Origin of the sequence: Aureimonas phyllosphaerae (assembly GCF_900113065.1) — a bacterium.
Lineage (GTDB): Bacteria > Pseudomonadota > Alphaproteobacteria > Rhizobiales > Rhizobiaceae > Aureimonas > Aureimonas phyllosphaerae.
In genome coordinates, this window is sequence record NZ_FOOA01000009.1 from 139,615 (window position 1) to 162,186 (window position 22,572).

General features: G+C 70.0%; 26 protein-coding genes. 14 read left to right on the forward strand and 12 right to left on the reverse strand.

The features are described 5' to 3' along the window. Positions 1 to 14 precede the first annotated feature (14 nt). Together BM175_RS12860 and BM175_RS12865 are read left to right on the forward strand one after the other, a co-directional pair. The gene (locus BM175_RS12860) at positions 15 to 542 is read left to right on the forward strand and encodes a 3'-5' exonuclease (RefSeq protein WP_090963632.1); all 528 of its coding nucleotides are present in this window, start codon (positions 15 to 17) and stop codon (positions 540 to 542) included. 145 nt (positions 543 to 687) lie between these two features. Beyond that, entirely contained in the window at positions 688 to 1,707 is a 1,020-nt protein-coding gene (locus tag BM175_RS12865) for a zinc-dependent alcohol dehydrogenase family protein (protein WP_090963634.1), read from the forward strand. Here BM175_RS12865 and BM175_RS12870 read toward each other — a convergent pair. From BM175_RS12870 to queF, 4 genes are all read right to left on the reverse strand, one after another. Continuing rightward, positions 1,704 to 2,663 carry a glutathione S-transferase family protein gene (locus BM175_RS12870; RefSeq protein ID WP_090963636.1) on the reverse strand — a complete coding sequence of 320 codons (960 nt, stop codon included), beginning with the start codon at positions 2,661 to 2,663 and terminating at the stop codon, positions 1,704 to 1,706. The two genes, BM175_RS12865 and BM175_RS12870, sit on opposite strands and share 4 nt — an antisense overlap. 1 nt (position 2,664) lies before the next feature. Further along, positions 2,665 to 3,522: a VOC family protein gene (locus BM175_RS12875; RefSeq protein WP_090963638.1), complete on the reverse strand. Its 858-nt coding sequence runs from the start codon at positions 3,520 to 3,522 to the stop codon at positions 2,665 to 2,667. A gap of 101 nt (positions 3,523 to 3,623) precedes the next feature. Then, positions 3,624 to 4,739 (reverse strand): 3,4-dihydroxy-2-butanone-4-phosphate synthase, encoded by a 1,116-nt coding sequence (gene ribB / locus BM175_RS12880; protein ID WP_090963640.1) that lies wholly within the window; start codon positions 4,737 to 4,739, stop codon positions 3,624 to 3,626. Positions 4,740 to 4,866: 127 nt separating this feature from the next. After that, positions 4,867 to 5,325: a preQ(1) synthase gene (queF, locus tag BM175_RS12885; RefSeq protein WP_090963642.1), complete on the reverse strand. Its 459-nt coding sequence runs from the start codon at positions 5,323 to 5,325 to the stop codon at positions 4,867 to 4,869. 302 nt (positions 5,326 to 5,627) lie between these two features. On the opposite strand from queF, the gene BM175_RS12890 reads away from it, so the two are divergent. Further along, entirely contained in the window at positions 5,628 to 6,350 is a 723-nt protein-coding gene (locus BM175_RS12890; protein ID WP_090963643.1) for a TerC family protein, read from the forward strand. Between the two features lie 104 nt (positions 6,351 to 6,454). On the opposite strand, the gene yacG is transcribed toward BM175_RS12890, so the two are convergent. From yacG to BM175_RS12925, 7 genes are all read right to left on the reverse strand, one after another. Beyond that, positions 6,455 to 6,649: a DNA gyrase inhibitor YacG gene (yacG, locus tag BM175_RS12895; RefSeq protein WP_090963645.1), complete on the reverse strand. Its 195-nt coding sequence runs from the start codon at positions 6,647 to 6,649 to the stop codon at positions 6,455 to 6,457. A 12-nt stretch (positions 6,650 to 6,661) separates the two neighbouring features. Further along, complete coding sequence (locus BM175_RS12900) at positions 6,662 to 7,294, reverse strand: Maf-like protein (RefSeq protein ID WP_090963647.1); 633 nt, start codon at positions 7,292 to 7,294, stop codon at positions 6,662 to 6,664. 7 nt (positions 7,295 to 7,301) lie between these two features. Then, positions 7,302 to 7,520 (reverse strand): translation initiation factor IF-1, encoded by a 219-nt coding sequence (infA, locus tag BM175_RS12905; protein ID WP_055892241.1) that lies wholly within the window; start codon positions 7,518 to 7,520, stop codon positions 7,302 to 7,304. Positions 7,521 to 7,692: 172 nt separating this feature from the next. Beyond that, complete coding sequence (gene murA / locus BM175_RS12910) at positions 7,693 to 8,982, reverse strand: UDP-N-acetylglucosamine 1-carboxyvinyltransferase (RefSeq protein ID WP_090963649.1); 1,290 nt, start codon at positions 8,980 to 8,982, stop codon at positions 7,693 to 7,695. Between the two features lie 118 nt (positions 8,983 to 9,100). Continuing rightward, the gene (locus BM175_RS22735; protein ID WP_090963651.1) at positions 9,101 to 9,259 is read right to left on the reverse strand and encodes a hypothetical protein; all 159 of its coding nucleotides are present in this window, start codon (positions 9,257 to 9,259) and stop codon (positions 9,101 to 9,103) included. A gap of 47 nt (positions 9,260 to 9,306) precedes the next feature. Continuing rightward, positions 9,307 to 9,924 carry a transglutaminase-like cysteine peptidase gene (locus BM175_RS12920; protein WP_090963653.1) on the reverse strand — a complete coding sequence of 206 codons (618 nt, stop codon included), beginning with the start codon at positions 9,922 to 9,924 and terminating at the stop codon, positions 9,307 to 9,309. A 257-nt stretch (positions 9,925 to 10,181) separates the two neighbouring features. Continuing rightward, on the reverse strand, positions 10,182 to 10,979 hold the full coding sequence (locus BM175_RS12925) for an alpha/beta fold hydrolase (protein WP_090963655.1): 798 nt from the start codon (positions 10,977 to 10,979) through the stop codon (positions 10,182 to 10,184). A gap of 205 nt (positions 10,980 to 11,184) precedes the next feature. Here BM175_RS12925 and infC point away from each other — a divergent pair, with 205 nt between their 5' ends. Then, the gene (gene infC, locus BM175_RS12930; RefSeq protein WP_090963710.1) at positions 11,185 to 11,724 is read left to right on the forward strand and encodes a translation initiation factor IF-3; all 540 of its coding nucleotides are present in this window, start codon (positions 11,185 to 11,187) and stop codon (positions 11,722 to 11,724) included. Positions 11,725 to 11,817: 93 nt separating this feature from the next. On the opposite strand, the gene BM175_RS12935 is transcribed toward infC, so the two are convergent. After that, a complete protein-coding gene (locus tag BM175_RS12935; RefSeq protein WP_090963657.1) occupies positions 11,818 to 12,528 on the reverse strand; it encodes a nitrogen regulation protein NR(II) in 711 nt (236 codons plus the stop codon). A 269-nt stretch (positions 12,529 to 12,797) separates the two neighbouring features. On the opposite strand from BM175_RS12935, the gene rpmI reads away from it, so the two are divergent. The 10 genes from rpmI (at position 12,798) to BM175_RS12985 (ending at position 22,522) form a co-directional block, all read left to right on the forward strand. After that, a complete protein-coding gene (gene rpmI / locus BM175_RS12940; protein WP_055892255.1) occupies positions 12,798 to 12,998 on the forward strand; it encodes a 50S ribosomal protein L35 in 201 nt (66 codons plus the stop codon). Between the two features lie 39 nt (positions 12,999 to 13,037). Next, positions 13,038 to 13,454 (forward strand): 50S ribosomal protein L20, encoded by a 417-nt coding sequence (gene rplT, locus BM175_RS12945; protein ID WP_090963659.1) that lies wholly within the window; start codon positions 13,038 to 13,040, stop codon positions 13,452 to 13,454. 200 nt (positions 13,455 to 13,654) lie between these two features. Continuing rightward, positions 13,655 to 14,737, forward strand: a complete 1,083-nt coding sequence (gene pheS, locus BM175_RS12950) for a phenylalanine--tRNA ligase subunit alpha (protein ID WP_090963661.1) — start codon at positions 13,655 to 13,657, stop codon at positions 14,735 to 14,737. Between the two features lie 10 nt (positions 14,738 to 14,747). Next, positions 14,748 to 15,788, forward strand: a complete 1,041-nt coding sequence (locus BM175_RS12955) for a glycosyltransferase family 2 protein (RefSeq protein WP_090963663.1) — start codon at positions 14,748 to 14,750, stop codon at positions 15,786 to 15,788. Between the two features lie 91 nt (positions 15,789 to 15,879). Further along, entirely contained in the window at positions 15,880 to 16,296 is a 417-nt protein-coding gene (locus BM175_RS12960) for a hypothetical protein (protein ID WP_090963665.1), read from the forward strand. Between the two features lie 64 nt (positions 16,297 to 16,360). Next, positions 16,361 to 18,775, forward strand: a complete 2,415-nt coding sequence (gene pheT, locus BM175_RS12965; RefSeq protein WP_090963667.1) for a phenylalanine--tRNA ligase subunit beta — start codon at positions 16,361 to 16,363, stop codon at positions 18,773 to 18,775. A 35-nt stretch (positions 18,776 to 18,810) separates the two neighbouring features. Further along, entirely contained in the window at positions 18,811 to 19,797 is a 987-nt protein-coding gene (locus BM175_RS12970) for a Gfo/Idh/MocA family protein (RefSeq protein WP_090963669.1), read from the forward strand. Between the two features lie 60 nt (positions 19,798 to 19,857). After that, positions 19,858 to 20,220 (forward strand): hypothetical protein, encoded by a 363-nt coding sequence (locus tag BM175_RS12975; protein WP_090963671.1) that lies wholly within the window; start codon positions 19,858 to 19,860, stop codon positions 20,218 to 20,220. 96 nt (positions 20,221 to 20,316) lie between these two features. Next, positions 20,317 to 21,399 carry a penicillin-insensitive murein endopeptidase gene (gene mepA, locus BM175_RS12980; RefSeq protein WP_090963674.1) on the forward strand — a complete coding sequence of 361 codons (1,083 nt, stop codon included), beginning with the start codon at positions 20,317 to 20,319 and terminating at the stop codon, positions 21,397 to 21,399. Between the two features lie 97 nt (positions 21,400 to 21,496). Continuing rightward, on the forward strand, positions 21,497 to 22,522 hold the full coding sequence (locus tag BM175_RS12985) for a glucokinase (protein ID WP_090963676.1): 1,026 nt from the start codon (positions 21,497 to 21,499) through the stop codon (positions 22,520 to 22,522). Positions 22,523 to 22,572: the final 50 nt, after the last annotated feature.

The window sequence follows — 22,572 nt, forward strand, 5'->3', positions numbered from 1 at the left end:
TTCGTTGAAGGGCGATGATCGTCTTTCTCGACTTCGAGGCCTCGTCCCTCAACGCTAAGAGCTTTCCCGTCGAGGTCGCCTGGGTCTTCGAGACCGGCGAAGGGGAGAGCCATCTCATCCGCCCCCAGCCGGACTGGACCGACTGGGAGGCGGAGGCCGAGGGCATCCACGGCCTGTCGCGCGAACGGCTGGAGCGCGAGGGCATGCCGGCCGATGCGCTGGCGCGGCGGATGCTGGATGTCCTCGGGCCCCACGCGCTCTATGCCAGCGCGCCGTCCTGGGACGGGAAGTGGCTGAGCGTGCTCCTGCGCGGCGGCGGCCAACCGCGCCACGCGCTCCGGCTGAAAGACACGGAAGAGGCGCGGGCCGATCTCGTCGCCCGTCATCTCGGGCCCGGGCGGGACGCGGAGGCGCGGGCGATCCTTGCCGAGATCGAACGGATGGGGCGTGACGCCACGCCCGAGCACCGGGCGCTCGGCGACGCCGAACGCGAGCGGCAGCTCTGGCTGGAAGCCGGGCGCCGCGCTAGCGCGAAGGCGTGAGCCGAAGCCGGCTTCCTGTCGCCCGACTAAACCTCGCGCCGGGGCTTTCGTCGTCTGGACTTTCCCGCCCCGGCTGGCGATCCTCTGCATTGCGTGCGAAGCAGCCGAGGAGGATCGGCGCGGCTCGGCGCCGGGAGGACATGACATGCGGGCGATCCGTCTGGAGGGCGTCGGACAGCTGGCCGTGCGCGATCTCGAAACGCCGGTGCCGGGCGAGGGCGACCTTCTCGTCCGGGTCGAGGCCTGCGGCATCTGCGGCACCGACCGCCATCTCTTCCACGGCGAGTTTCCCTCGCGCCCGCCGGTGACGCTCGGCCACGAGTTCGCCGGCACGGTGGAAGCCGTCGGGCCCGGCGTGACACGCTTCGGCCCGGGCATGATGGTGACGGGCGATCCCAACATCGCCTGCGGCCGCTGCCCCGAATGCCACCGCGGGCGGGTGCATCTCTGCCGAAACCTCCAGGCGATCGGTATCCATCGCGACGGCGGCTTCGCCACCCACGTCCTCGTGCCGGAGACGCAGGCCCATCGCCTGCCGGACGGATTCGATCCCGTGCACGGCGCCTTCACGGAGCCGCTCGCCTGCTGCATCCACGGGATGGACGTCGCGGCTCCGAAGCCCGGCGAGACGATCGTCGTCCTCGGCGGCGGCCTGATCGGCCTCCTCGTCGTCCAGCTCGCGCGCCTCGCCGGCGCCTCGCGGATCGTCCTCGCGACGCGCAGCGCCGACAAGCGCGCGCTGGCCGAGCGGCTGGGCGCGACCGACACCGTAGATGCCGGACAGGGAGAGGTGGAGCGCCGGATCGCCGGCGAGGGCGGCCTCCTGCCGGGCGGCGCCGACCTCGTTGTCGAGGCGGCGGGCGTCGCGGAGACGGTGGCGCAGGCGCCGCGCCTCGCCGCGCGTGGCGGCCGCGTGCTTCTTCTCGGCGTCCTGCCGCAGGGCGAAAAGGTCGAGATCGAGCCCTTCGATCTCCTGTTCCGCGAGGTCCAGTTCCTGACCTCGTTCGTCAATCCCTTCACCCATGCGCGCGCCGCGGCGCTTCTGGCCGCGGGCGCGATCGACGTCGCCCCGCTCGTCTCGCGCCGCGTCACGCTGCAGGAAGGCGCCGAGGCGATCTCGGCTCGAGCGCCCGCCGGCGAGATCCGCGCGATCGTCGTACCCTAGAGGCCGAGGCTCGCCAGGTCCGACCCGAGCGGCACGATGCCGTTCGGGTTCAGCGCCCGGATCGAATAGTAGCCGCGCTTGATGTGGTCGATCGACACGGTCCCGCGCACGCCGGGCACGTCCAGCATCCGCCTGGTATGGGCGGTGAGGGCGGGATAGCTCGACAGCGGCTGGCGGTTGCACTTGAAGAGGCCGTGATAGGCGGCGTCGAAGCGGACGAGCGTGACGAAAAGGCGGATGTCGGTCTCGGTGAGCCGGCGCCCGAAGAGGAACGGTCCGCCTGTCGCGAGACGGTCCTCCAGCGCGTCGAGCGCTTCAAAAACGGCGGCGTAGGCATCCTCATAGGCGTCCTGAGTCGTCGCGAAGCCGGCGCGGTAGACGCCGTTGTTGAGGCGCGGATAGATCCAGTCGTTGAGCGCGTCGATCTCCGGCTCGAGGTCGGCGGGTCGCAGGTCGAGGTCGCCCCGCGCCAGCGTGCCGAAGCCGGAATTGAACATCCGCAGGATGTCGGCCGATTCGTTGTTGACGATCGTGCCGCGCCGCTTGTCCCAGAGGACCGGCACTGTCGCGCGGCCGTTCACGTGCGGGTCTGCGCGGGTGTAGAGCTCGTGGACGAAGCGCGCGCCGTTGACGGCATCGTCCGTCGAGCCTTCGCCCGCGCCGAAGCGCCAGCCCTCGGCTCCAAGCTCCGGACGAACCACGGAGACGGACACGACATCCTCCAGCCCCTTCAGTCGCCGCGCGATCAGCGTGCGCGAGGCCCAGGGGCAGATGAGGGCGACATAGAGGTGGTAGCGACCGGCCTCCGCCGCGAACCCGCCGTCGCCGGTCGGGCCCGCCGAGCCGTCCGGGGTGACGAAGTGGCGAAAGCTCGACGTCTGGCGGACGAAGCCGCCCTTGGCGTCCGTGCCCTGCACCGGCTGCCAGTTTTCCGTCCAACGGCCATCGACCAGCATCTCAGCCTCGCTTCAGCGTGATGCCGACCCCGGCGGGATCGGTCAGGTGGATGGCCTCTCGCTCGCGCGCGGCCGTCGCGCCCGACGCGAGGATCGCGGCCTCGGCCGCCCCGAAGGCCGCCTCGTCGCGGGCAAGGAGTTCGAAGCCCTTGAGGCCGGTGGCCGCGGGATCGCGCGGGCGTGCGCCGCGGCTGTTCCAGATGTTGCCGGCGACGTGGTGGTGATAGCCGCCGCTCGAGAGGAAGGTGGCGCTCGGCATGTGCTGCATCACGTCGAGACCGAGAGCGGTCGCGTAGAAGCGCTCGGACTCGGCGACGTCGCCGACCTGGAGGTGGACGTGCCCGACGGTGGTGCCCATGGGCGCGCCGGCAAACGTGCCGCCGGCGCCGGCGGCCAGCAGCGCCTGCATGTCGAGGGGATCGGATACCATCTGCAGCGCGCCGCCCTCGCGCGGCCATTCGGCCCCGGCCCGGTCGGCGTAGACCTCGATACCGTTACCCTCGGGATCGGCGAGGTAGATCGCCTCGCTGACGCCGTGGTCCGAGGCGCCCTGAAGCGGGGCGCGCAGGTCCGCCGCGTGGCGCAGCCAGCGGCCGAGCGATGCGCGGTCGGGCAGGAGGAAGGCGGTGTGGAAGAGGCCCGCCGAGCGGCGGCCGGAGAGGGGCGCCGACCGATCCTCGGTCAGCGCCAGGAAGGCGCGTGGTCCCGCGCCGAGCTGCACGGTCGCGCCGTCCCGACCGATCTCGGCAAGGCCGATCACCTCTCGGTAGAAGTCGGCCATGCGGGCAAGGTCGCGCACCACGAGCGACACCGTGCCGATGCGCAGCGGCGTCGCGGGGATGGGGTCAGGCGGGCTCATGGGCGGGGCTCCGGGTAACGCCGGCGCGGGAGAGCGCCGACGGGTTCCCTGTCAGATAAGCCCCGAGGGGCCCTTCTGCCGAGGGCCTTCCCGTTGAACGGTCAGTCGTCGACGAGGATCGTGTCGGCGACCTCGATGCCGAAGCCGGTGAGGCCGACATAGGCGCGCTCGTGGGTGGCGAGCACCGAGATCGAACGCACGCCGACGTCGCGCAGGATCTGCGCGCCGATGCCGACCTCGCGCCAGCGCTGGCGGCGCGCCTTGGCGCTGCCGTGGCGCTCGCCGTCGGTCACCGGCTCGCCGGGCGTCGGCGCGGCCTCGAACTGGTCGACCTCGGGCGTGCGCAGGAGCATCAGGATGCCCTGGCCGCGGTCCTTCAGCTTGTCGACGGCCAGCTCCACCCAGCTCGGGCGACCGCGCACCTTGGCGAAGAGGTCGTTGACCGGCTGCTCGCGATGGATACGCGTCGGCACCTTCTCGGCGTAGCGCACATCGCCGAACAGGGCGACGACGTGCTGCATGTCGTCGAACGGGGTCTCGTAGACGCGGATGCGGCCCTTGAGGCCGCCGATCATCATCTCCTCCTCGCGCACGCAGCGCACGAAGCTCTCGCGCCGGATGCGGTAGGAGATGAGGTCCTCGATCGAGATGATCTTGAGCCCATGCTCGCGCGCAAAGGGAATGAGTTCGGGCAGGCGCTTCACCGTGCCGTCGTCGTTGACGACCTCGGCCAGAACCCCGACCGGCGGCAATCCGGCGAGCATGGCGAGATCGGTGCCCGCTTCCGTGTGGCCGGAGCGGGTGAGGACGCCGCCCTCGCGCGCGATCAGCGGGAACATGTGGCCGGGGCGCAGGAACTCCGAACCCGGCACGTTGTCGTTGGACAGGGCCCGCGCGGTCGCCGCGCGCTCTTCCGCCGCGATGCCGGTCGTCATGCCGACGCGGTAGTCGACCGACACGGTGAAGGCGGTGCGCATCGGGTCGAGATTGTTGGCGACCATCGGCGGCAGGTTCAGCCGGTTCGCCCGCTCGCCCGTCATCGGCACGCACAGGATGCCGCTCGTGTGGCGGATCATGAAGGCCATCTTCTCCGGCGTCGCGCGCGCGGCCGCCATGATGAGGTCGCCCTCGTTCTCGCGGTCGGTGTCGTCCACCACCACCACGAGTTCGCCCGCGGCGATCGCGGCGATCGCGTCCTCGACCTTGTCCAGTTCCATGCGGCGTTCCCCCGAAAGTCCTTGTCACGCCGCGTGTAGACGGGCGCGCGCCGCCGATCAACGGCGACGGAGCGTTCGCCCGAGCGTTCCCCGGCGAAGCGGCCTCGCCGCGCCGCCGGGGAACGCCTTAGCCGCGCCCGCGATAGGGCGGCACGCCCTGGTCGGGCAGGAAGACGCCCTCCGGCGGCGCGCCGGTCTGCCAGAACACGTCGATCGGGATGCCGCCGCGCGGATACCAATAGCCGCCGATGCGCAGCCAGAGCGGCTGCGTCGCCTCCACGATGCGCCGCGCCACCATCACGGTGCAGTCCTCGTGGAAGGCGCCGTGGTTGCGGAAGGAGACGAGGAAGAGCTTCAGCGACTTCGATTCGACGAGGCGCTGGTCGGGCGCATAGTCGATCACGAGATGGGCGAAATCCGGCTGCCCGGTGACCGGGCAGAGCGAGGTGAATTCGGGGCAGGCGAAGCGCACGATCGCGGGCGGGCCCTCGCGCCGGGTGTAGGGCACGGTCTCGAGGACGGCGTCCTCGGGGCTGGCGGCGGGGCGCGCCTCGGCGCCGAGCTGGGTCAGGGTGGTGGTTGTCATCGGGCGGGCCTCGGGTGGACGTGTCGGCGGATGGCCTAGACCCGCACGCCCGTCGGTTCAACCTTGGCCCGCCATCCATCACGCGTCTTGCAACTTTGCGTGAGGACCGATAAGGCCGGAGGGCCAGGCCGGGCCCCTCTGGCAGTCGCATGATGCGGCTGCGATGTCGGACTGGCGGACGATTTTCTCCATCCGCGACCCGTCGCCTGCGAGCCCCGTCCGCCGACTGAACACCAGCCGCGCGTCCAAAGGTCTCGTCCCGTATGGGTTGCCCATCCGCTGGAGCGGCGGGAAAGGCCCCCATGTTCGAACTCCTCACACCCGAAGGCTGGCTGGCGCTCGGTCAGATCATCATCATGGACGTCGTCCTCGCCGGCGACAACGCGATCGTCATCGGTCTGGCCGTCGCCGGCCTGCCGGTCGACCAGCGCAAGAAGGCGATCTTCTGGGGCATCGCCGCCGCAACGATCCTGCGCATCGCCTTCACCGTCGTCGCGACGCAGCTTCTCGCCATCGTCGGCCTCCTCCTGGCCGGCGGCCTCTTGCTTCTCTGGGTCTGCTGGAAGATGTGGAGCGAACTGCGCGCGCCCGAGCACGACGCTCATGGCGAAGCCGGCCTCGACGGCACGGTGGTGGGCAAGCCGCGCAAGACGCTGGCGCAGGCGACCCTCCAGATCATCGTCGCCGACGTCTCGATGTCGCTCGACAACGTGATCGCGGTGGCGGGCGCCGCCGAGGGGCACCACTGGACGCTGCTGGCGTTCGGCCTTCTCCTGTCGATCGCGCTGATGGCGTTCGCCGCCAACTTCATCGCCAAGCTCCTCAACCGCCATCGCTGGATCGCCTATGTCGGCCTTGCCGTGATCCTGTTCGTGGCCGTCGAGATGGTGCTGAAGGGCCTCGTGCAGGTCTATCCGCCGGCGGGCGAATACATCCCGTTCGCCATTGAGGACACCGCCCATCCGGCGCTGCCGGCCGGCACGGGGCAGGGCGCACCCGCCACGACCCCGGCGCCCGCACAGTAACCCGGCCCAAGGTCCGCGCCGTTTCGGGGGGCGGGCCTTTCGACATGAAAAAGCCGGCGGCTGCGATGCAGCGCGCCGGCTTTTTCATGTCTTGGGTCGCGGGTTCAGCCTCGGTCGTCGTCGTCCGGCGACACGGTCTCGTCTTCGGGGCCCGGAATGACGTAGGCGCCCGACAGCCAGCGGTGAAGATCGACGTCCTTGCAGCGCGGCGAGCAGAACGGGAAGGTCGCCCGGTCGGACGGGCGGCCGCATTCGGGGCACTTGCGGGCCGCGCGCAGGCCCGTGATCTCGGCGCTCATGGCAGGGCGCCCTCAGGTCAGCGGGGCGGCGCCCGGCCGGGGCACCACGAAGCCCTCGCCCGTCAGGAGCGACAGGGTCTCGTACAGCGGCAGGCCGACGACGTTGGAATAGGAGCCGACGAGGCGCACCACGAAGGCGCCGGCGAGGCCCTGGATGGCGTAGCCACCCGCCTTGCCCTGCCACTCGCCGCTCTCGACGTAGCGCTCGATGTCGTCGCGCGACAGGCGCTTGAAGCGGATGCGCGTTTCGACGAGCCGCTGGCGCGCCTTGCCGCCCGGCGTGACGACGCACACGCCGGTAAAGACGCGGTGCGAGCGGCCGGACAGGAGGCGCAGGTTGGTGACGGCGTCGTCGGCGATCTCGGCCTTGGGCACCACCTGCCGACCGAGCGACACCACGGTGTCGGCGCCGAGCACGAACGTGTCCTTCGTCTCGCCGCGCGCGGCGATCGCCTCAAAGGCCTTCAGAGCCTTTGCCTTCGACAGGCGTTTGGCGAGCGAGCGCGGGTGCTCGGAGCGTTCGGGCGTCTCGTCGATCGCGGTCGCAAGCAGGCGTGCCGGCTCGATGCCGACCTGCTGCAGGAGCTCGAGCCGGCGCGGCGACCCGGATGCGAGCACCAGCGCGCTGTGGGGCGTGGCCGGCATCGGCGTCTTACTTGAAGCGGTAGGTGATGCGGCCCTTGGTCAGGTCGTAGGGCGTCATCTCGACGAGAACCTTGTCGCCCGTCAGAACGCGGATGCGGTTCTTGCGCATCCGGCCCGCCGTGTGGGCGATGATCTCGTGGTCGTTCTCGAGCTTGATGCGGAAGGTCGCGTTGGGCAGCAGTTCGGTGACCGTGCCGGGAAACTCGAGAACTTCTTCTTTCGCCATGCGGGTATCGGGCCTCGTTGCGGGGCAGGACGACGTCTCGCGTCCTCCCCTTGAGAATCTGGGGTCGCCGGGTGCGGCGACCTCGTCAATGGGTGAATTTGCGCCCTAGATCGGATTTCACGCGGCAAAAAGCAAGCCTGCGCTCCGCTTTCCGCCGCCCGACCGCCGTATCTCAGCCCGAAATGCGCTCGACCTCGGCCCCGCAGGCGCCGAGTTTCTCCTCCAGCCGCTCGAAGCCGCGGTCGAGGTGATAGACGCGGTTGACGACCGTCTCGCCGTCGGCGACGAGGCCCGCGATCACGAGGCTGACCGAGGCGCGAAGATCGGTTGCCATGACAGGCGCGCCGACGAGACGCGGCACGCCCTCGATGCGCGCCATCTGGCCGGACAGCGAGATCTTCGCCCCAAGCCGCGCCAGCTCCTGCACGTGCATGAAGCGGTTCTCGAAGATCGTCTCGGTGATGTGCGAGACGCCGTCCGAGCGCGTCATCAGCGCCATGAACTGGGCCTGGAGATCGGTCGGGAAGCCGGGGAACGGATCGGTCACGACGTCGACCGGCCGGATGCCGCCGCCGTTGCGGCGCACGCGCAGGCCGTTCGGCGTGTCGGTGATCTCGGCGCCCGCGTCGCCGAGCGCCGTCAGTGCGGTCTGCAGGAGGTCGGAATGGGTGCCTTCCAGCGTCACGTCGCCGCCGGTCATCGCGACCGCCACCGCATAGGTGCCGGTCTCGATGCGGTCGGGCAGCACGCGGTGGCGCGCGCCCGACAGCGCGGTGACGCCGTCGATCGTGATGGTCGAGGTCCCGGCGCCCCAGATCTTGGCGCCCATCGCGTTGAGGCAGGCGGCAAGGTCCGCCACCTCCGGCTCGCGGGCGGCGTTCTCGATCACCGTCTGGCCCTTGGCGAGCGAGGCCGCCATCATCATGACGTGCGTCGCGCCGACCGACACCTTGGGGAAGGTGTAGCGGTTGCCGACGAGCCCGCCCTTGGCCTCGGCGACGATGTAGCCGGCGTCGATGTCGATCGTGGCGCCCAGCGCCTGCAGGCCCTCGATGAAGAGGTCGACGGGCCGCGTGCCGATGGCGCAGCCGCCCGGCAGCGAGACGCGCGCCTTGTGGCAGCGGGCGAGCAGCGGCCCGATCACCCAGAAGCTCGCGCGCATCTTGGAGACGAGCTCGTAGGGCGCTGTGGTGTCGACGATGGTGCGGGCGGTGAAGTGGATGGTGCGCCCCGAGGTGGCATGCGTCGCCAGCCGCTTGCCCGACACGGTGTAGTCGACGCCGTGGTTGCCGAGGATGCGGATGAGCTGCTCGACGTCGGCCAGATGCGGCACGTTCTCGAGCGTCAGCGTGTCGTCGGTGAGGAGCGAGGCGATCATCAGCGGCAGGGCCGCGTTCTTGGCGCCCGAGATCGGGATCGTCCCGTTGAGGGCGTTGCCGCCGCGAATGCGAATGCGATCCATGGGAATTCCAGCGCCTTGGCCGACGGACGGAACCGACGGACTCGTCAAAGCGCGTGTCCTACACGAGCGGCCCGTGTGGATCAAATTCGCGCCAAGGGCCTCCCGGTCGCCGGTCGGCTCAGTGCGGGCGCAGGAGGACGTCGAGGCCGAAGACGACCATCGCGACGATCGCGAGCTTCCAGAAGTCGCCGCGGCGCCGGAAGCCCGGCAGGCCGATCGGGCGGATGATCTGGAGGATCATCACGAGGATGATCAGGAAGGAGAAGAGCTTGTTCATCAAGCTCCGCTCTTAGACCGTGCCGCCCTGTCTGTCGCGTGGGGCCGTCAGCGCGAGACCGAGGAGACCAGCGGCTCCGGCGCGTTCTCGATCTCCAGCCATTCGCTGGCATTCGTCGGCGACTGCCGCTTCACGAAGCGGTAGGGCACCTCGGTCCAGCGGCGCACGCGCCAGTCGAGATTGTCGAGCACGAAGTCGCCGGACGCGGTGCGCAGCGTCAGGATGGCATGGCCGGTACCGTCGAGCTTGTTGACCACCGTCAGGAGAAGGTCCGACAGGGGGATGCCGGCCGCATGGAGGCGAGCCCGCTTCAGAAGCGCGTAGTCCTCGCAGTCGCCCTTGTTGTCGGTCGGGAAGGTCCAGTACTCCTCTTGACCATAGAGCGCCTGGTCGCTCACCGGTTGGATCTCGGCGTTCACGGCGAGGTTGATCTTGGCGACCTTGGCCATCAGCGCGTCGTCGAGCACGGGAGGCGCCTCGCTGGCGTCGGCGGTCGGTCCGCACTCCTCCGGCTGGCGCTCGCAGAAGGCCTTGTGGCCGAAGGGCTGCTTGATGGGATCGCCCACCATCATGGCGTCGTCGGGCAGGGCCGCGCCGGCTGCCAGGGCAGCCGCCGAATGCAGGCAAAGTACGACCGTCACGCCGAGAAAGCGCCGAAAAATCATCACGATCTCCGTCGAGCGAGCGACCCGTCATCGCTCGCGGACTATCGTGTGTGCAGTGCCAGAAGCTGTCAATCACCCAAAAACAGCGAGGGCGAAATAGGCGGGTGGGATCGGCCGGCAAGGGCGCCGCCTGAAAAGTTTTCCAGCCTGCAAAACTCCATGTGTTGCAGGGGTTTGCCAGCGATCGTGGCGATCGCGGCCGATTGTTGCGCAAACGTCACGATCGCCTGGTGCTGCGTGGCCGCATCTCGTCGGCTTCAGAGGCGGGGCGGGCGGCTTTCGCGCGCCAGAGCCAGCGCCGCCCGCTCCATGCGGGCGAGATCCTCGGGTCGCGACAGGCGGTGGTCGCCGTCCTTGACGAGCGTCAGCGTCACGCCCGCCGACGGCAGGAGCGAGACGAGTTCGAGCGCATGGCCGTAGGGGACGTCCGGATCCTCCATGCCCTGGATGACGTGGACCGGTACGTCGAGCGCGATCGGCCCCGTCATCACGGCGGCCCGCGCGCCGTCCTCGATCAGCTTGCGTGTGTAGAGCGTCGGCTGGTCGGAATAGGGCGAGGGTTCGGCGATGAAGCCGTCGCGCTGGAGCGCCGCGCGGTCCTCCGCCGTCAGCTTCGGCTCGACGAGCCGGCTGGTGAAGTCGGGCGCGGGCGCAAGCAGGAGAAGGGCCGCCACCCGGCTGGGCAGGCGCTGGGCAAGGCGCAGCGCGATCCAGGCGCCCATCGACGAGCCGACGAGGACGAGCGAGCCTTTCGTGCGCGCCGCGATCACCGCGGCGGCGTCTTCCGTCCAGCCCGAGATCGTGCCGTCCTCGAAGCGCCCCTCGGATTCGCCGTGGCCGGAATAGTCGAAGCGCAGGAAGCCGAGCCCCTCGCGCTCGCACAGCGCCGAGAGAACCTCGGCCTTGGTGCCGCGCATGTCGGAGCGGAAGCCGCCGAGCCAGACGAGCGTCGGGCCCTCGCCCCGCCCGTCGACCGCGAGATAGGCGAGGCGCTCGCCCGAATGCGGGGCGATCTCGAAACGGGGCGGCAGATGGGGGGCGGGCGCTTCGGTCATTCGGGCCTCCGTGGCGCGGCGATGGCTGAATTCTGGCGTTTTTTCTCAAGGCCCGGCGTGAAATCCGGGCCGGGGCGTGTTATATGAGGCTCCAGTCTCCGGGCAGAAGGTCCGGTCGTGGTGCGCCGCGGCCCCGCCTGTCCCGCCCGGCGCACCGTTTCGAGAATCGACCGTATTCGATCGTCAACAGCCGGAGTCAACGACCATTCGCAGACCATTTCGTGCACCGCCGACCCAAAAGGAGGGGCCGCGCTCCAACCGGGAGATCCGGGTTCCTTCCGTTCAGCTGATCGATGCCGACGGACAGAACCGGGGTGCCATACCCACCCAGGAGGCCCTGGCCCTGGCCGAGGAGGCCGGTCTAGACCTCGTGGAGATCGTGCCGACCGCCGTGCCGCCGGTCTGCAAGATCCTCGATCTCGGCAAGCTCAAGTACGAGGGCCAGAAGAAGGCCTCCGAGCAGCGCAAGCGCCAGAAGGTCATCGAGGTCAAAGAGATCAAGATGCGTCCCAACATCGACGATCACGACTACGAGACCAAGATGAAGGCCGTGCGCCGCTTCTTCGACGAGGGCGATAAGGTCAAGGTCACGCTGCGCTTCCGCGGCCGCGAGATGGCCCACCAGGAACTCGGCATGCGTCTCCTCAACCGGGTGCGTGAAGAGACCGCCGAGATTTCCAAGGTCGAGGCCGAGCCGAAGCTCGAGGGCCGTCAGATGATGATGGTGCTGGCGCCCAAGGGCTGACCGACCCCGGCATCGCCAGAGCCAAGTCTTGAAGGGCGGCCCGCAGGGGTCGCCCTTTTTCGTGCGCGTCGCGTTCGGGAATGGCGAGGGCCGTCAGCGGGCTGGCGTCGCCGATGCCTCGGCCGACGCGGCCGCGCCGATCGCGCGCAGCGTGACCACGGCGCGCACCGCCCCGATCGGCGCAGTCGGCGGTCCGGCCGGGCGCATGTGGACCGCAAGATGCATGCCCTCCGGCCCTGCCATGATCCACCGCGTCTCCGGCGCGCCGTCGAGGAGGACGGGCGCGAGCGCGGCATCGAAGCGCTCGCCGGTCCGGCGATCTGCCGGGCGCAGCGGCTGGCCAAAGGCGGCAGGACGGAACAGGCGCCGGCTCGACAGGATGTCATCGCCGGCCGGATTGGCGAAGAGGATGCGGCCGCGCGCGTCGAGGAGGAGGGCGGCGTAGGGGAGGGGATCGAGGAGGTGCTCGAGATCCGGGCGCGGCGGCGTGCGCCCTCCGGCGATCCTCGTGGCGAGGCCGAGGGCCTCGCCGAGCGGCAGGGTCGCGAGGAGGCCGGTATCGGCGCCGGCGGGCACCCGGATCGTCCAGGTTCCAAGGTCCGGCACCTCGACGACAAAGGCGACGGTATCGGCTCGCGAGGCGGGCGGAAGGCGCTCGCCCACGGGCGCGATGCCGGTGTCCGGTCCGAGTTCCGCCGCAAGACCTTTCGCCACCGCCTGCCAGCCGGTTCCTTCCAGCACGGCCTCGCCGAGGCGGAGCAAGAGAGCGGCGCGGTGGCCGGCAGGGCAGGGGGGGTGGGTCATGGGAGCGGGGACGGAGGGCGATGCGGGGAGTATCGCGTGCAAACCTCTGCAAAGGTTCAATCCGAACGCGAAATTTGGCGGCGATGCGTCGATCTTGCGCGCGCCGCGCGTCGTCTGTATAAGCCGCCCGTTCACGCGAACCGGCCGGCAGGGCATGCCGTGTCGGTTCTGATGCTGTCGTGGCCTCCGATCCTTTGTCGGGATTTGATTCGACCGTTCCTTCGGGTCCGGTCGATGCGGGGCGCGATTTTCCGATCGAGGAGAGCAAAATGCCCAAGATGAAGACCAAGTCGGCCGCCAAGAAGCGGTTCCGCATGACCGCCTCGGGCAAGGTCAAGGCGGGCGCCGCCGGCAAGCGCCATGGCATGATCAAGCGCTCCAACGACTTCATCCGCAACGCGCGTGGATCGATGATCCTCAGCGAGGCCGATGCCAAGATCGTCAAGGTCTACATGCCCTACAACCGCTGATCGCGGTCGGGCACTCAAAGATTTCAAGGAGATAAGATCATGGCACGCGTCAAGCGGGGCGTTACGTCCCACGCCAAGCACAAGAAGGTCCTGAAGGCCGCCAAGGGCTTCTACGGCCGTCGCAAGAACACGATCCGCGCCGCCAAGGCGGCCGTCGATCGGTCCAAGCAGTTCGCCACGCGCGATCGCCGCGTCAAGAAGCGCAACTTCCGCGCCCTGTGGATCCAGCGCATCAACGCCGGCGTGCGCGAGCATGGCCTGACCTACGCCCGCTTCATCGACGGCCTGAACAAGGCCGGCATCCAGGTCGACCGCAAGGTCCTCTCGGACATCGCGATCCACGAGCCCGAGGCCTTCGCCGCCCTCGTCGAGCAGTCGCGCACCGCGCTCGGCTACATCAAGGACGCGAGCGAGACCGCTCACGCCCGCGCCGTCGGCGAGAAGCAGGCCGCCTGAGGGCGGTCGACCTTCCGAGGTCGATGACACGCAAAGGCCCGCGGCGTCCGACGCTGCGGGCCTTTTGCTTTTCCAGAGGGCCGCCGCCGGGCGCCCGGGCTTTTTTAAGCGTTTTTCTTCCGCGATCGATGCTGTAGGACGGGCCCGCCGGAACGGGCCATCCCGCCCGGCTTCCCTTCGCCTGCCCGTGAGGACCTGCCGTGACGGACCTGTCCGCGATCGAAGCCCGCTATCTCAACGACGTGGAGAACGCTGCCGACGAAGCGGCGCTCGAGGCCGTGCGCCTCGCCGCGCTCGGCAAGAAGGGCGAGATTTCCGAGCTCCTGAAAGGGCTCGGCAAGATGGGCGCCGAGGAGCGGCGCGAGTTCGGGCCGAAGCTCAACGGCCTGCGCGACCGCGTGGCCGAGGCGCTCGGTGCCAAGCGCGAGCGGCTGGCCGATGCCGCGATCGAGGCGCGCCTTGCGGCCGAACGGCTCGACGTGACGCTGCCCGTCCGCCCCTCGCCGGTCGCGCGCGGGCGCATCCACCCGATCAGCCAGGTCGTCGACGAGATCACCGCGATCTTCGCCGACATGGGCTTCTCGGTGGCCGAAGGGCCGGACATCGAGACCGACCGCTACAACTTCACGGCGCTCAACTTCCCCGAGGGCCATCCGGCCCGCGAGATGCACGACACGTTCTTCCTGAAGGGTAAGGAAGGGGCGGAGCGCAAGCTCCTGCGCACCCACACCTCGCCCGTGCAGATCCGCACGATGGAAGCCTCGAGCCCGCCGATCCGCATCGTCATCCCTGGCAAGACCTACCGGCAGGATTCGGACGCCACCCACACGCCGATGTTCCATCAGGTGGAAGGGCTCGTCATCGACAAGTCCGCCAACATCGCCAACATGAAGTGGGTGCTGACGGAGTTCTGCAAGGCGTTCTTCGAGGTGCCGAGCCTCAACATGCGCTTCCGCCCGAGCTTCTTCCCCTTCACCGAGCCCTCGATGGAGGTCGACATCCAGTGCGACCGCTCCGGGTCCGAGGTGCGCTTCGGCGAAGGGAGCGACTGGATGGAGATCCTCGGCTGCGGCATGGTGCATCCCAATGTCCTGCGCGGCGTCGGGCTCGATCCGGACGAGTATCAGGGCTTCGCCTGGGGTATGGGCATCGACCGCATCGCCATGCTGAAATACGGCATGCCGGACTTGCGCGCCTTCTTTGACGCCGACATCCGCTGGGTCGAGCACTACGGCTTCCGCCCGCTCGACATGCCGACGCTGTTCGCCGGCCTCAGCTCGTAACGCTGAACCTATGGCGCGCTCGTTTCGCTATCCGGTGCGCGACCCGGCCGACTGGGCGGCGATGGGGCGGCTCTCGCCGCTCCGCCGCCTGGCGCTCGCCCTTCGCGAACGGCGCTACCGGCGGCGTGCGCGGCCGGCCGACGGGATCGTGCTGACGCCGGCAGGGCCGGAGCGGCCGCTGGCGGCGGACGACCTTGCCCTCGTCTGCACCGTGCGCAATTCGGCGAGCTATCTGCCGGCGTTTCTCGCCCACTACCGGCGGCTCGGCGTCAGCCGCTTCGTCTTCGTCGACGATCGCTCGGACGACGGCACGGCCGAGCTTCTGGCGGCCGAGCCCGACGTCGACCTCTTCACTTCCAACGTCACCTACGGCGCCTCCGCCTATGGCCGGGTGTGGCGCGACGCGCTGTTCACACGATACGGCCGGGGTCGCTGGTATCTCAACGTCGACGCCGACGAGTTCCTCCTGTTTCCCGGCTGCGAGACGCGGTCCCTGCGCGACTTCATCGCCGACCTCGAGCGCGCGGAGCTGAAGCGCGGGCTCGCCCCGATGCTCGACCTCTACCCCGACGGGCCGCTGCGCGAGGCGGTCTACGATCCCGCGCGGCACCGGCATCCGCTGGAGGTCTCGCCCCTGATCGACGGCGAGGGCTACGAGATCGCCCCCGAGAAGTTCACGCTGGCCGTGCGCGGCGGCCCGCGCACGCGGCTTTTCGGCAACCGGATCCGCCTCACCAAGTTTCCGGTGATCTTCGTGGACGCGGCGACGCAGGAGAACGGCTCCTCGATCCACGGGCCCCTGCCGATCGCGCGCAACTTCTCGGCCGTCCACGCCGTGCTCCTCCATTTCAAGTTCTCGTCGGTCTCGGTCGAGGAGTTCACCCGACTGGCGGAGGAGGGCGAGCATTTCGGCGGCGGCGTCTTCTATGCCGAGATCGCGGCGTCCGGCGCCTTCAACCCCGACCTGTCGCTCGAGTATCCCGGCTCGCTGCGGGTCGGCAGTTCGGAAGATCTCGTGACGCGCGGCTTCATGCAGGACCTGCGCCCCTAGCGCTTCGATTTGACCCGTGCCCCAAAGGCGGGCATCACAGCCGCGCCCGTTCCCGAGGCGTATCGCCTTTCAGCTGACGAGGAAACGCATCATGGCCCGATCCGCCGCCGGCATCGCCCGCTCCGCCGTGGTGGAGACCGTGTCCGTGATCGCCGGCGCGATCATCGGCACGCTGGTGGCCGCCATCTTCGGCTGGCTGTTCCTGTCGCTCGGTTTCGCGACGCTCGCCGCCTCGCCTTCGGTCTATATTCTGGCGCTCGTGACGGTCACGATCTTCGCGGTGCTCTACGGCTATCTGCCGGCGACGCCCGCCGTCCTCGGCTCGCTGGCGGTCGGCATCCTCCTGCCGACCGTGATCGCCAAGTTCGCCTTCGATTCCACCGAGACGCTGGCGACGCTCCTCATCGTCAACCTCGTCTTCGCCGTGGTCGCTCTGTCGGTCTATCGCTTCGTCCACGCCAGCGGCCTCGTGCGACAGGCGGCATCCGACGTCGCCGACCGCACCTGACCGCTCCCGCCTTCGGCCCGCTGGGTCGCCTCCATCCGTTCCGTTCCCGTTTTTCGAGCCCGTCATGAAGTTCACCCTGTCCTGGCTGAAGGATCACCTCGACACCGACGCGACCCTCGCCGAGATCACCGAACGCCTCACCGCGATCGGCCTCGAGGTGGAATCGCTCGACGACAAGGCCGCCATGCGTGCCTTCACCATCGCGCGCGTCCTCGAGGCCCGCCGTCATCCCGACGCCGACAAGCTGCAGGTGCTCACCGTCGATGCCGGGCCCGCCGTCAACGACGGCAAGCCGCTGCAGGTCGTCTGCGGCGCGCCGAACGCGCGCGCCGGCCTCGTCGGCGTCCTCGGCCTGCCCGGCACCTACGTGCCCGGCCTCGACGTGACGCTCGGCATCGGCAAGATCCGCGGCATCGAGAGCTTCGGCATGATGTGCTCGGAGCGCGAGCTCGAACTCTCCGACGAGCACAACGGCATCATCGATCTGCCGGAGGACGCGCCGGTCGGCACGGCGTTCGCCGACTATGCCGGCCTTGCCGACCCCGTCATCGAGATCAACCTGACGCCCAACCGGCCGGACGCGACGAGCGTCCACGGCATCGCGCGCGATCTCGCGGCCTCCGGTCTTGGCACGCTGAAGGGCGGCGCGGTCGAGCCGGTCGCGGGCGAGGGCGCCTGCCCGGTGACGGTCCGGATCGAGAGCGAGACCTGCCTCGGCTTTGCGCTGCGCCGCGTGTCGGGCGTCCGGAACGTCCCGTCGCCGGACTGGATGCAGAAGCGGCTGAAGGCGATCGGCCTTCGCCCGATCAACGCGCTGGTCGACATCACCAACTACGTCACCTTCGACCGGGGCCGCCCGCTCCACGTCTTCGACGCGAAGAAGGTCGCGGGCGACCTCGTGGTCCGGCAGGCGGGGGAGGGCGAGGAGATCCTCGGCCTCGACGGGCGCACGTACGCGCTGAACCCAAGGGTCTGCGTCATCGCCGACGACCGGGGCGTCGAATCGATCGCCGGCATCATGGGCGGCGAACATTCGGGCTGCGACGAGGGCACCACCGACGTCCTCATCGAATCGGCGCTCTGGGAGCCGCTGGCGATCGCCCGCGCCGGCCGCGCGCTCGGGATCATCACCGACGCGCGCTACCGCTTCGAGCGCGGCGTCGACCCGGCCTTCATGCAGCCGGGGCTGGAGCTCGCGACGCGCCTCGTGATGGACCTGTGCGGCGGAACGCCGAGCGAGGTCGCCCTGACGCCGGCCCGCATCGAGGCGCGCGACGCCATCCGCTTCCCCTTCTCCGAGGTCGAGCGCCTGACCGGTCTCACCGTCGAGCCGGCCCGCCAGGTCGAGATCCTGACGCGGCTCGGATTCACGGTGGACGAGCGGTCCGACCACGCGATGGTCGCCGCGCCGTCCTGGCGTCCGGACATCGAGGGCAAGGCCGATCTCGTGGAGGAGGTCATGCGCCTCGTCGGCGTCGACAACATCGCGCCGCAGCCTCTTGCCCCGATTGCCGGCGTCAACGGCCGTGTGCTCACGCCGCGGCAGGTGCGCGACCGCGCCGCGCGCCGCACGCTCGCCGCCCGCGGGCTGGCGGAGGCCGTCACCTATTCCTTCGTCTCGGCCGAGGCCGCGAAGGCCTTCGGCGGCGGCGAGGCGCACTTGAGCCTCGAGAACCCGATCGCGGCCGATCTCTCCGACATGCGCCCGTCGCTCCTGCCGAACCTCCTGCAGGCGGCGCAGCGCAACGCGCAGCGCGGCTACGGCGATCTCGCGCTCTTCGAGGTCGCTTCGATCTACCGCTCCGACGAGCCGGACGGGCAGCGGCGCGTGGCCGGCGGCGTGCGCCGGGGCACGGCGACCCATGCGGGCGCCGGGCGCGACTGGGCGGGCAACGCGGCCGCGGTCGGCGTCTTCGACGCCAAGGCCGACGCGCTGGCCGTCCTCGAAGCCGTCGGCGTGCCGGTCGAGCGGCTGCAGTTCGAGACGCCCGCGAGCGCCTGGTATCACCCGGGCCGCTCCGGGCGCATCAAGCTCGGGCCCAAGACGGTGCTGGCCGAGTTCGGCGAGTTCCATCCGCGCGCCCTCAAAAGCCTCGGCGTGACCGGTTCGGTCGCCGGCTTCGAGGTGTTCCTCGACGAGGTGCCGGAGGGCAAGCGGAAGGCCACGCGCACCAAGCCCGTGCTGCAGCTTTCCGCCTTCCAGCCGGTGAAGCGCGACTTCGCCTTCGTGGTGGATCGCGGGGTCGAGGCGATCAAGCTGATCCGGGCCGCAGAGGGCGCCGATCGCAAGCTGATCGGCGAGGTTCGCCTCTTCGACGTGTTCGAGGGCGCGGCGCTCGGGGCCGACGCCAAGTCGGTCGCGATCGAGGTCACGCTGAACCCGGCCGAGAAGACCCTGACCGACGAGGATCTCGAGGCGGTCTCGAAGAAGATCGTCGCGGCGGTGGAGAAGACGACCGGCGGGCGCCTGCGCGCCTGACCGGACGAGACGACGCAAGAAAGGGGAGGGGACGCATGCTGCGTTGGGGAATTCTGTCGGGTGCCAAGATCGGGCGCGAGCATGTCATACCGGCTCTCCTGAAGGCGGAGGGCTGCGTCTTGGAGGGGATCGCCAGCCGCGACGAGGCGCGGGCGCGCGAGCTCGCCCGTCACTTCGGCGCGCCCCGCGCCTTCGGCTCCTACGAGGCGCTTCTCGCCAGCCCCGACATCGACGCGGTCTATGTGCCGCTGCCGACCGCCGCGCACGTGGAATGGGCGGTGAAGGCGGCGGACGCCGGAAAGCATGTCCTCGTCGAGAAGCCGCTCGCGCTGCGCGCCGCCGACATCGCCCCGGTGATCGCCGCGCGCGACCGCGCGGGCGTGACGGTCGCCGAGGCCTTCATGGTGCGCCACCACCCGCAATGGGCGAAGGTCCGTGAATGGATCGCGGCCGGCCGGATCGGGCGCCTTCGCCTTGTGCAGGGCGCCTTCTCCTATTTCAACGACGACCCCGGCAACATGCGCAACCAGCTCGATCTCGGCGGCGGCGCGCTGCCCGACATCGGCGTCTATCCCGTGGTCGCGACGCGCCTCGTCACCGGCCTCGAGGGCCGGACGGCGCGCGCGCGGATCGAGCGCGACGCGCGCTTCGGCACCGACATCCTCGCCGAATGCGAGGTCGAGTTCGAGGGCTTCCGCTTGAGCTTCTACGTCGCGACGCAGCTCGCCGCGCGCCAGACCATGGTGTTCCACGGCACCAAGGGCTTCATCGAGGTCGACGCCCCCTTCAATGCCGGGCTCTACGCGCAGGCCGCCGTCCACTGCCACGACCGCGGACACGCCCACGCCGAGACCGTACGCTTCGGCGGCGTCGACCAGTACCGGCTGCAGGCCGAGGCCTTCGCGCGCGCGGTCGCCGGCTCGGGCGAGACGCTATTCACGCTGGAGGAATCGGTGCTCAACCAGCGGGTGATCGACGCGTTCTACGCCTCCGCCGAGGCGGGTGGCGGGGTTCCCGTGTGAGCCGGTCGGGGGCCCTCGCACGGCTCCGATCGTGCCGCGGGGACGACGTCTCCACCTGCGATGAAGGACCCAGATCCTCATTCCCTGCGGGCGCTCGGGCGGGGCCTCGATCTCCTGCCGGGCTTCGCCGTTTTGGCCTTGCCGTTCGCCTTCGCCCTTTGGACTTTGGGGGCGCCGGGCGACGGTTCGGCGGCGGAGATCGAAACGTCCTGGTGGTTCCGGGGCTATGTCGCGCTTCTTCTTTACACTCCGGCCATGGCGCTGTTCTGGATCGCGGGACGCCTTGCCCAGCGCTGGGACCTGCCGTGGGTCGCGGTCGTGCTCCGCGTGCTGCGATGGGCGCTGTTTCTCCTGGTCTTCGGGCCGTTGCTCCTGTTCCTCGCCGCCACGTTCGTTCCGCCGCTCGCCCGGCTCGTGGTGTGACGGCCGCGCCATCCTCGCGCAAGCTCCAGACCATCCGGCGGCCTTAGTTTCGGCCGATCTGTCGGGCTGATCGCGGCCGAACGGAGGGCTGGACGCATGGCGGGATCGATGAGTGTGGGACGCGCGGCCGCGCTTGGTCTGACGTTGGCCCTCGCGCTGCCCGGGGTTGCCGCCGCGCAGCCGGCGGCCAAGGATCTGTTTTCCGCCGAGCGCGCGCCCTCGGCCGCGCCGCCGCAGAGCATTGGCTTCTATTCCAAGGGGTGTCTGGCCGGCGGCATGGCGATGCCGAAGGACGGGCCGACCTGGCAGGTGATGAAGCCTTCGCGCGACCGCGCCTATGCCCATCCCGCCCTGATCAAGCTCCTGCAGCGCCTGTCGGTGGACGCCCGGCGCGAGGCCAACTGGCGCGGCCTCCTGTTCGGCGACATGGCTCAGCCGCGCGGCGGCCCGATGAAGGACGGCCACGCCTCGCACCAGATCGGCCTCGATGCCGACATCTACCTCACCGAGATGCCGAACCGCCGGCTGACGGACGACGAGCGCGATCATATGCCGTTGCCCTCCGTCATCGACAAGCGCACCCGCCACATTGACCTGAAGCGCTGGCGGCCCGAGATGATGAAGCTCATCCGCACCGCCGCCACCGAGCCGGAGGTCGAGCGGATCTTCGTGCATCCCGGCATCAAGGAGCAGCTCTGCAAGACGGCCGGGCGCGACCGCGCCTGGCTGAACAAGGTGCGGCCGATGTACGGCCACGACTACCATTTTCACGTGCGCATGGTCTGCCAGCCCGGCTCGCCCAACTGCCAGCCGCAGGAGCCGACCGTGAAGGGCGACGGCTGCGACAAGCTGGACTGGTGGTTCGACGTGGCGCTGCAGCCGCCCAAGCCCAGCGCCAAGCCCTACAAGAAGCCGCCTCCGATCTTCCTGTCGGCGCTACCGCGCGCCTGCGCGGCCGTCCTGAAGCAGCCGGACGCCGCGGGTGCGCGGGCCGCCGCGCCGGTGCGTGCCGCGCCCGTGGCGGCTGAAGCCCCTGCGATGGCCGACGATTTCGATGGCAACGCGCCAATGGCGCTGGCGCCCGAGCCGGCGCCGCGCGCCTCGGCCGCCCCAATTCCACCCGCCGCGGTGCCGGACGACGGGGGCTTCGCCATGCCGCGCATGCGCCCGGCCGGCTGAACGCCGCGCCCCGGCAAAACGGCGCTCCGGCGGTCTTTTGCCGGATGACGCCGGATGCTATGGCGCGAGGCTTCAAAGGGCAAGACGGAGGGTTTCCATGTGTTCGGCGAGCGAGGGCACCGACGGTCTCCGGTTTCCGATCCTGATCGGCGACATCGGCGGCACCAACGCGCGCTTCGCGCTCCTGCGCGACGCCCGGGCCGAGCCCGAGACCTTCCCGATCGTCCAGACGGCGGACTTTCCCAACATCGACGACGCCATCCGCGCCGCCGTCTTCGACAACACGGCCGAGCGCCCGGCGACGGCGGTGCTGGCCATCGCTGGCCCGGTCGACGGCGACGAGATCGACCTCACCAACTGCCCCTGGGTGGTGCGCCCGCGCACGCTGATCGCCGATCTCGGCTTCCAGGAGGTGCTTGTCCTCAACGATTTCGAGGCGCAGGCGCTCGCCGTCTCGGCGCTGCCCGACAGCGGCCGGCAGGCGATCGGCGGCGGCACGGTGCGCGAGGGCTCAAGCCGCGTCGTGGTCGGCCCCGGCACGGGGCTTGGCGTCGGCGCGCTCGTCCACGCCCGCGGCATGTGGATCCCCGTGGCGGGAGAGGGCGGCCATGTCGATCTCGGCGCCCGCACGGCGCGCGACCGCGAGATCTGGCCTCATCTCGAGACCATCGCCGGGCGCATCTCGGGCGAGCAGATCCTGTCGGGCCGCGGCCTCGTCAACCTCTACCGCGCGATCTGCGCGGCCGACGGGGTCGAGCCGACCCATCCGACGCCCGCCTCCGTGACCGAGGCCGCCCTCAACGGGCGCGACGGGCAGTCGGGCGAGGCGGTGCAGCTTTTCGCCGAGTATCTTGGACGCCTCGCGGGCGACCTCGCGCTCCTCTTCATGGCGCGCGGCGGCGTCTACATCGCCGGCGGCATCTTCCAGCGCATCATCCCGATCGTCCACGCGCCCGAGATGCGCGCCGCCTTCGAGGACAAGGCGCCGCACGAGGCGATGATGCACGACATCCCGCTCTTCGTCATCACGCAGCCGCTCGCCGCCCATGTCGGGCTCGCCGCCTATGCCCGCAACCCGCAAGCCTATGGTCTCGAGACCGCCGGCCGACGCTGGGTGGGTTGAGGCAGCCGCAACGCGAGGCCCCGTAGGCATCCCGCCGTCGACGCGCTATA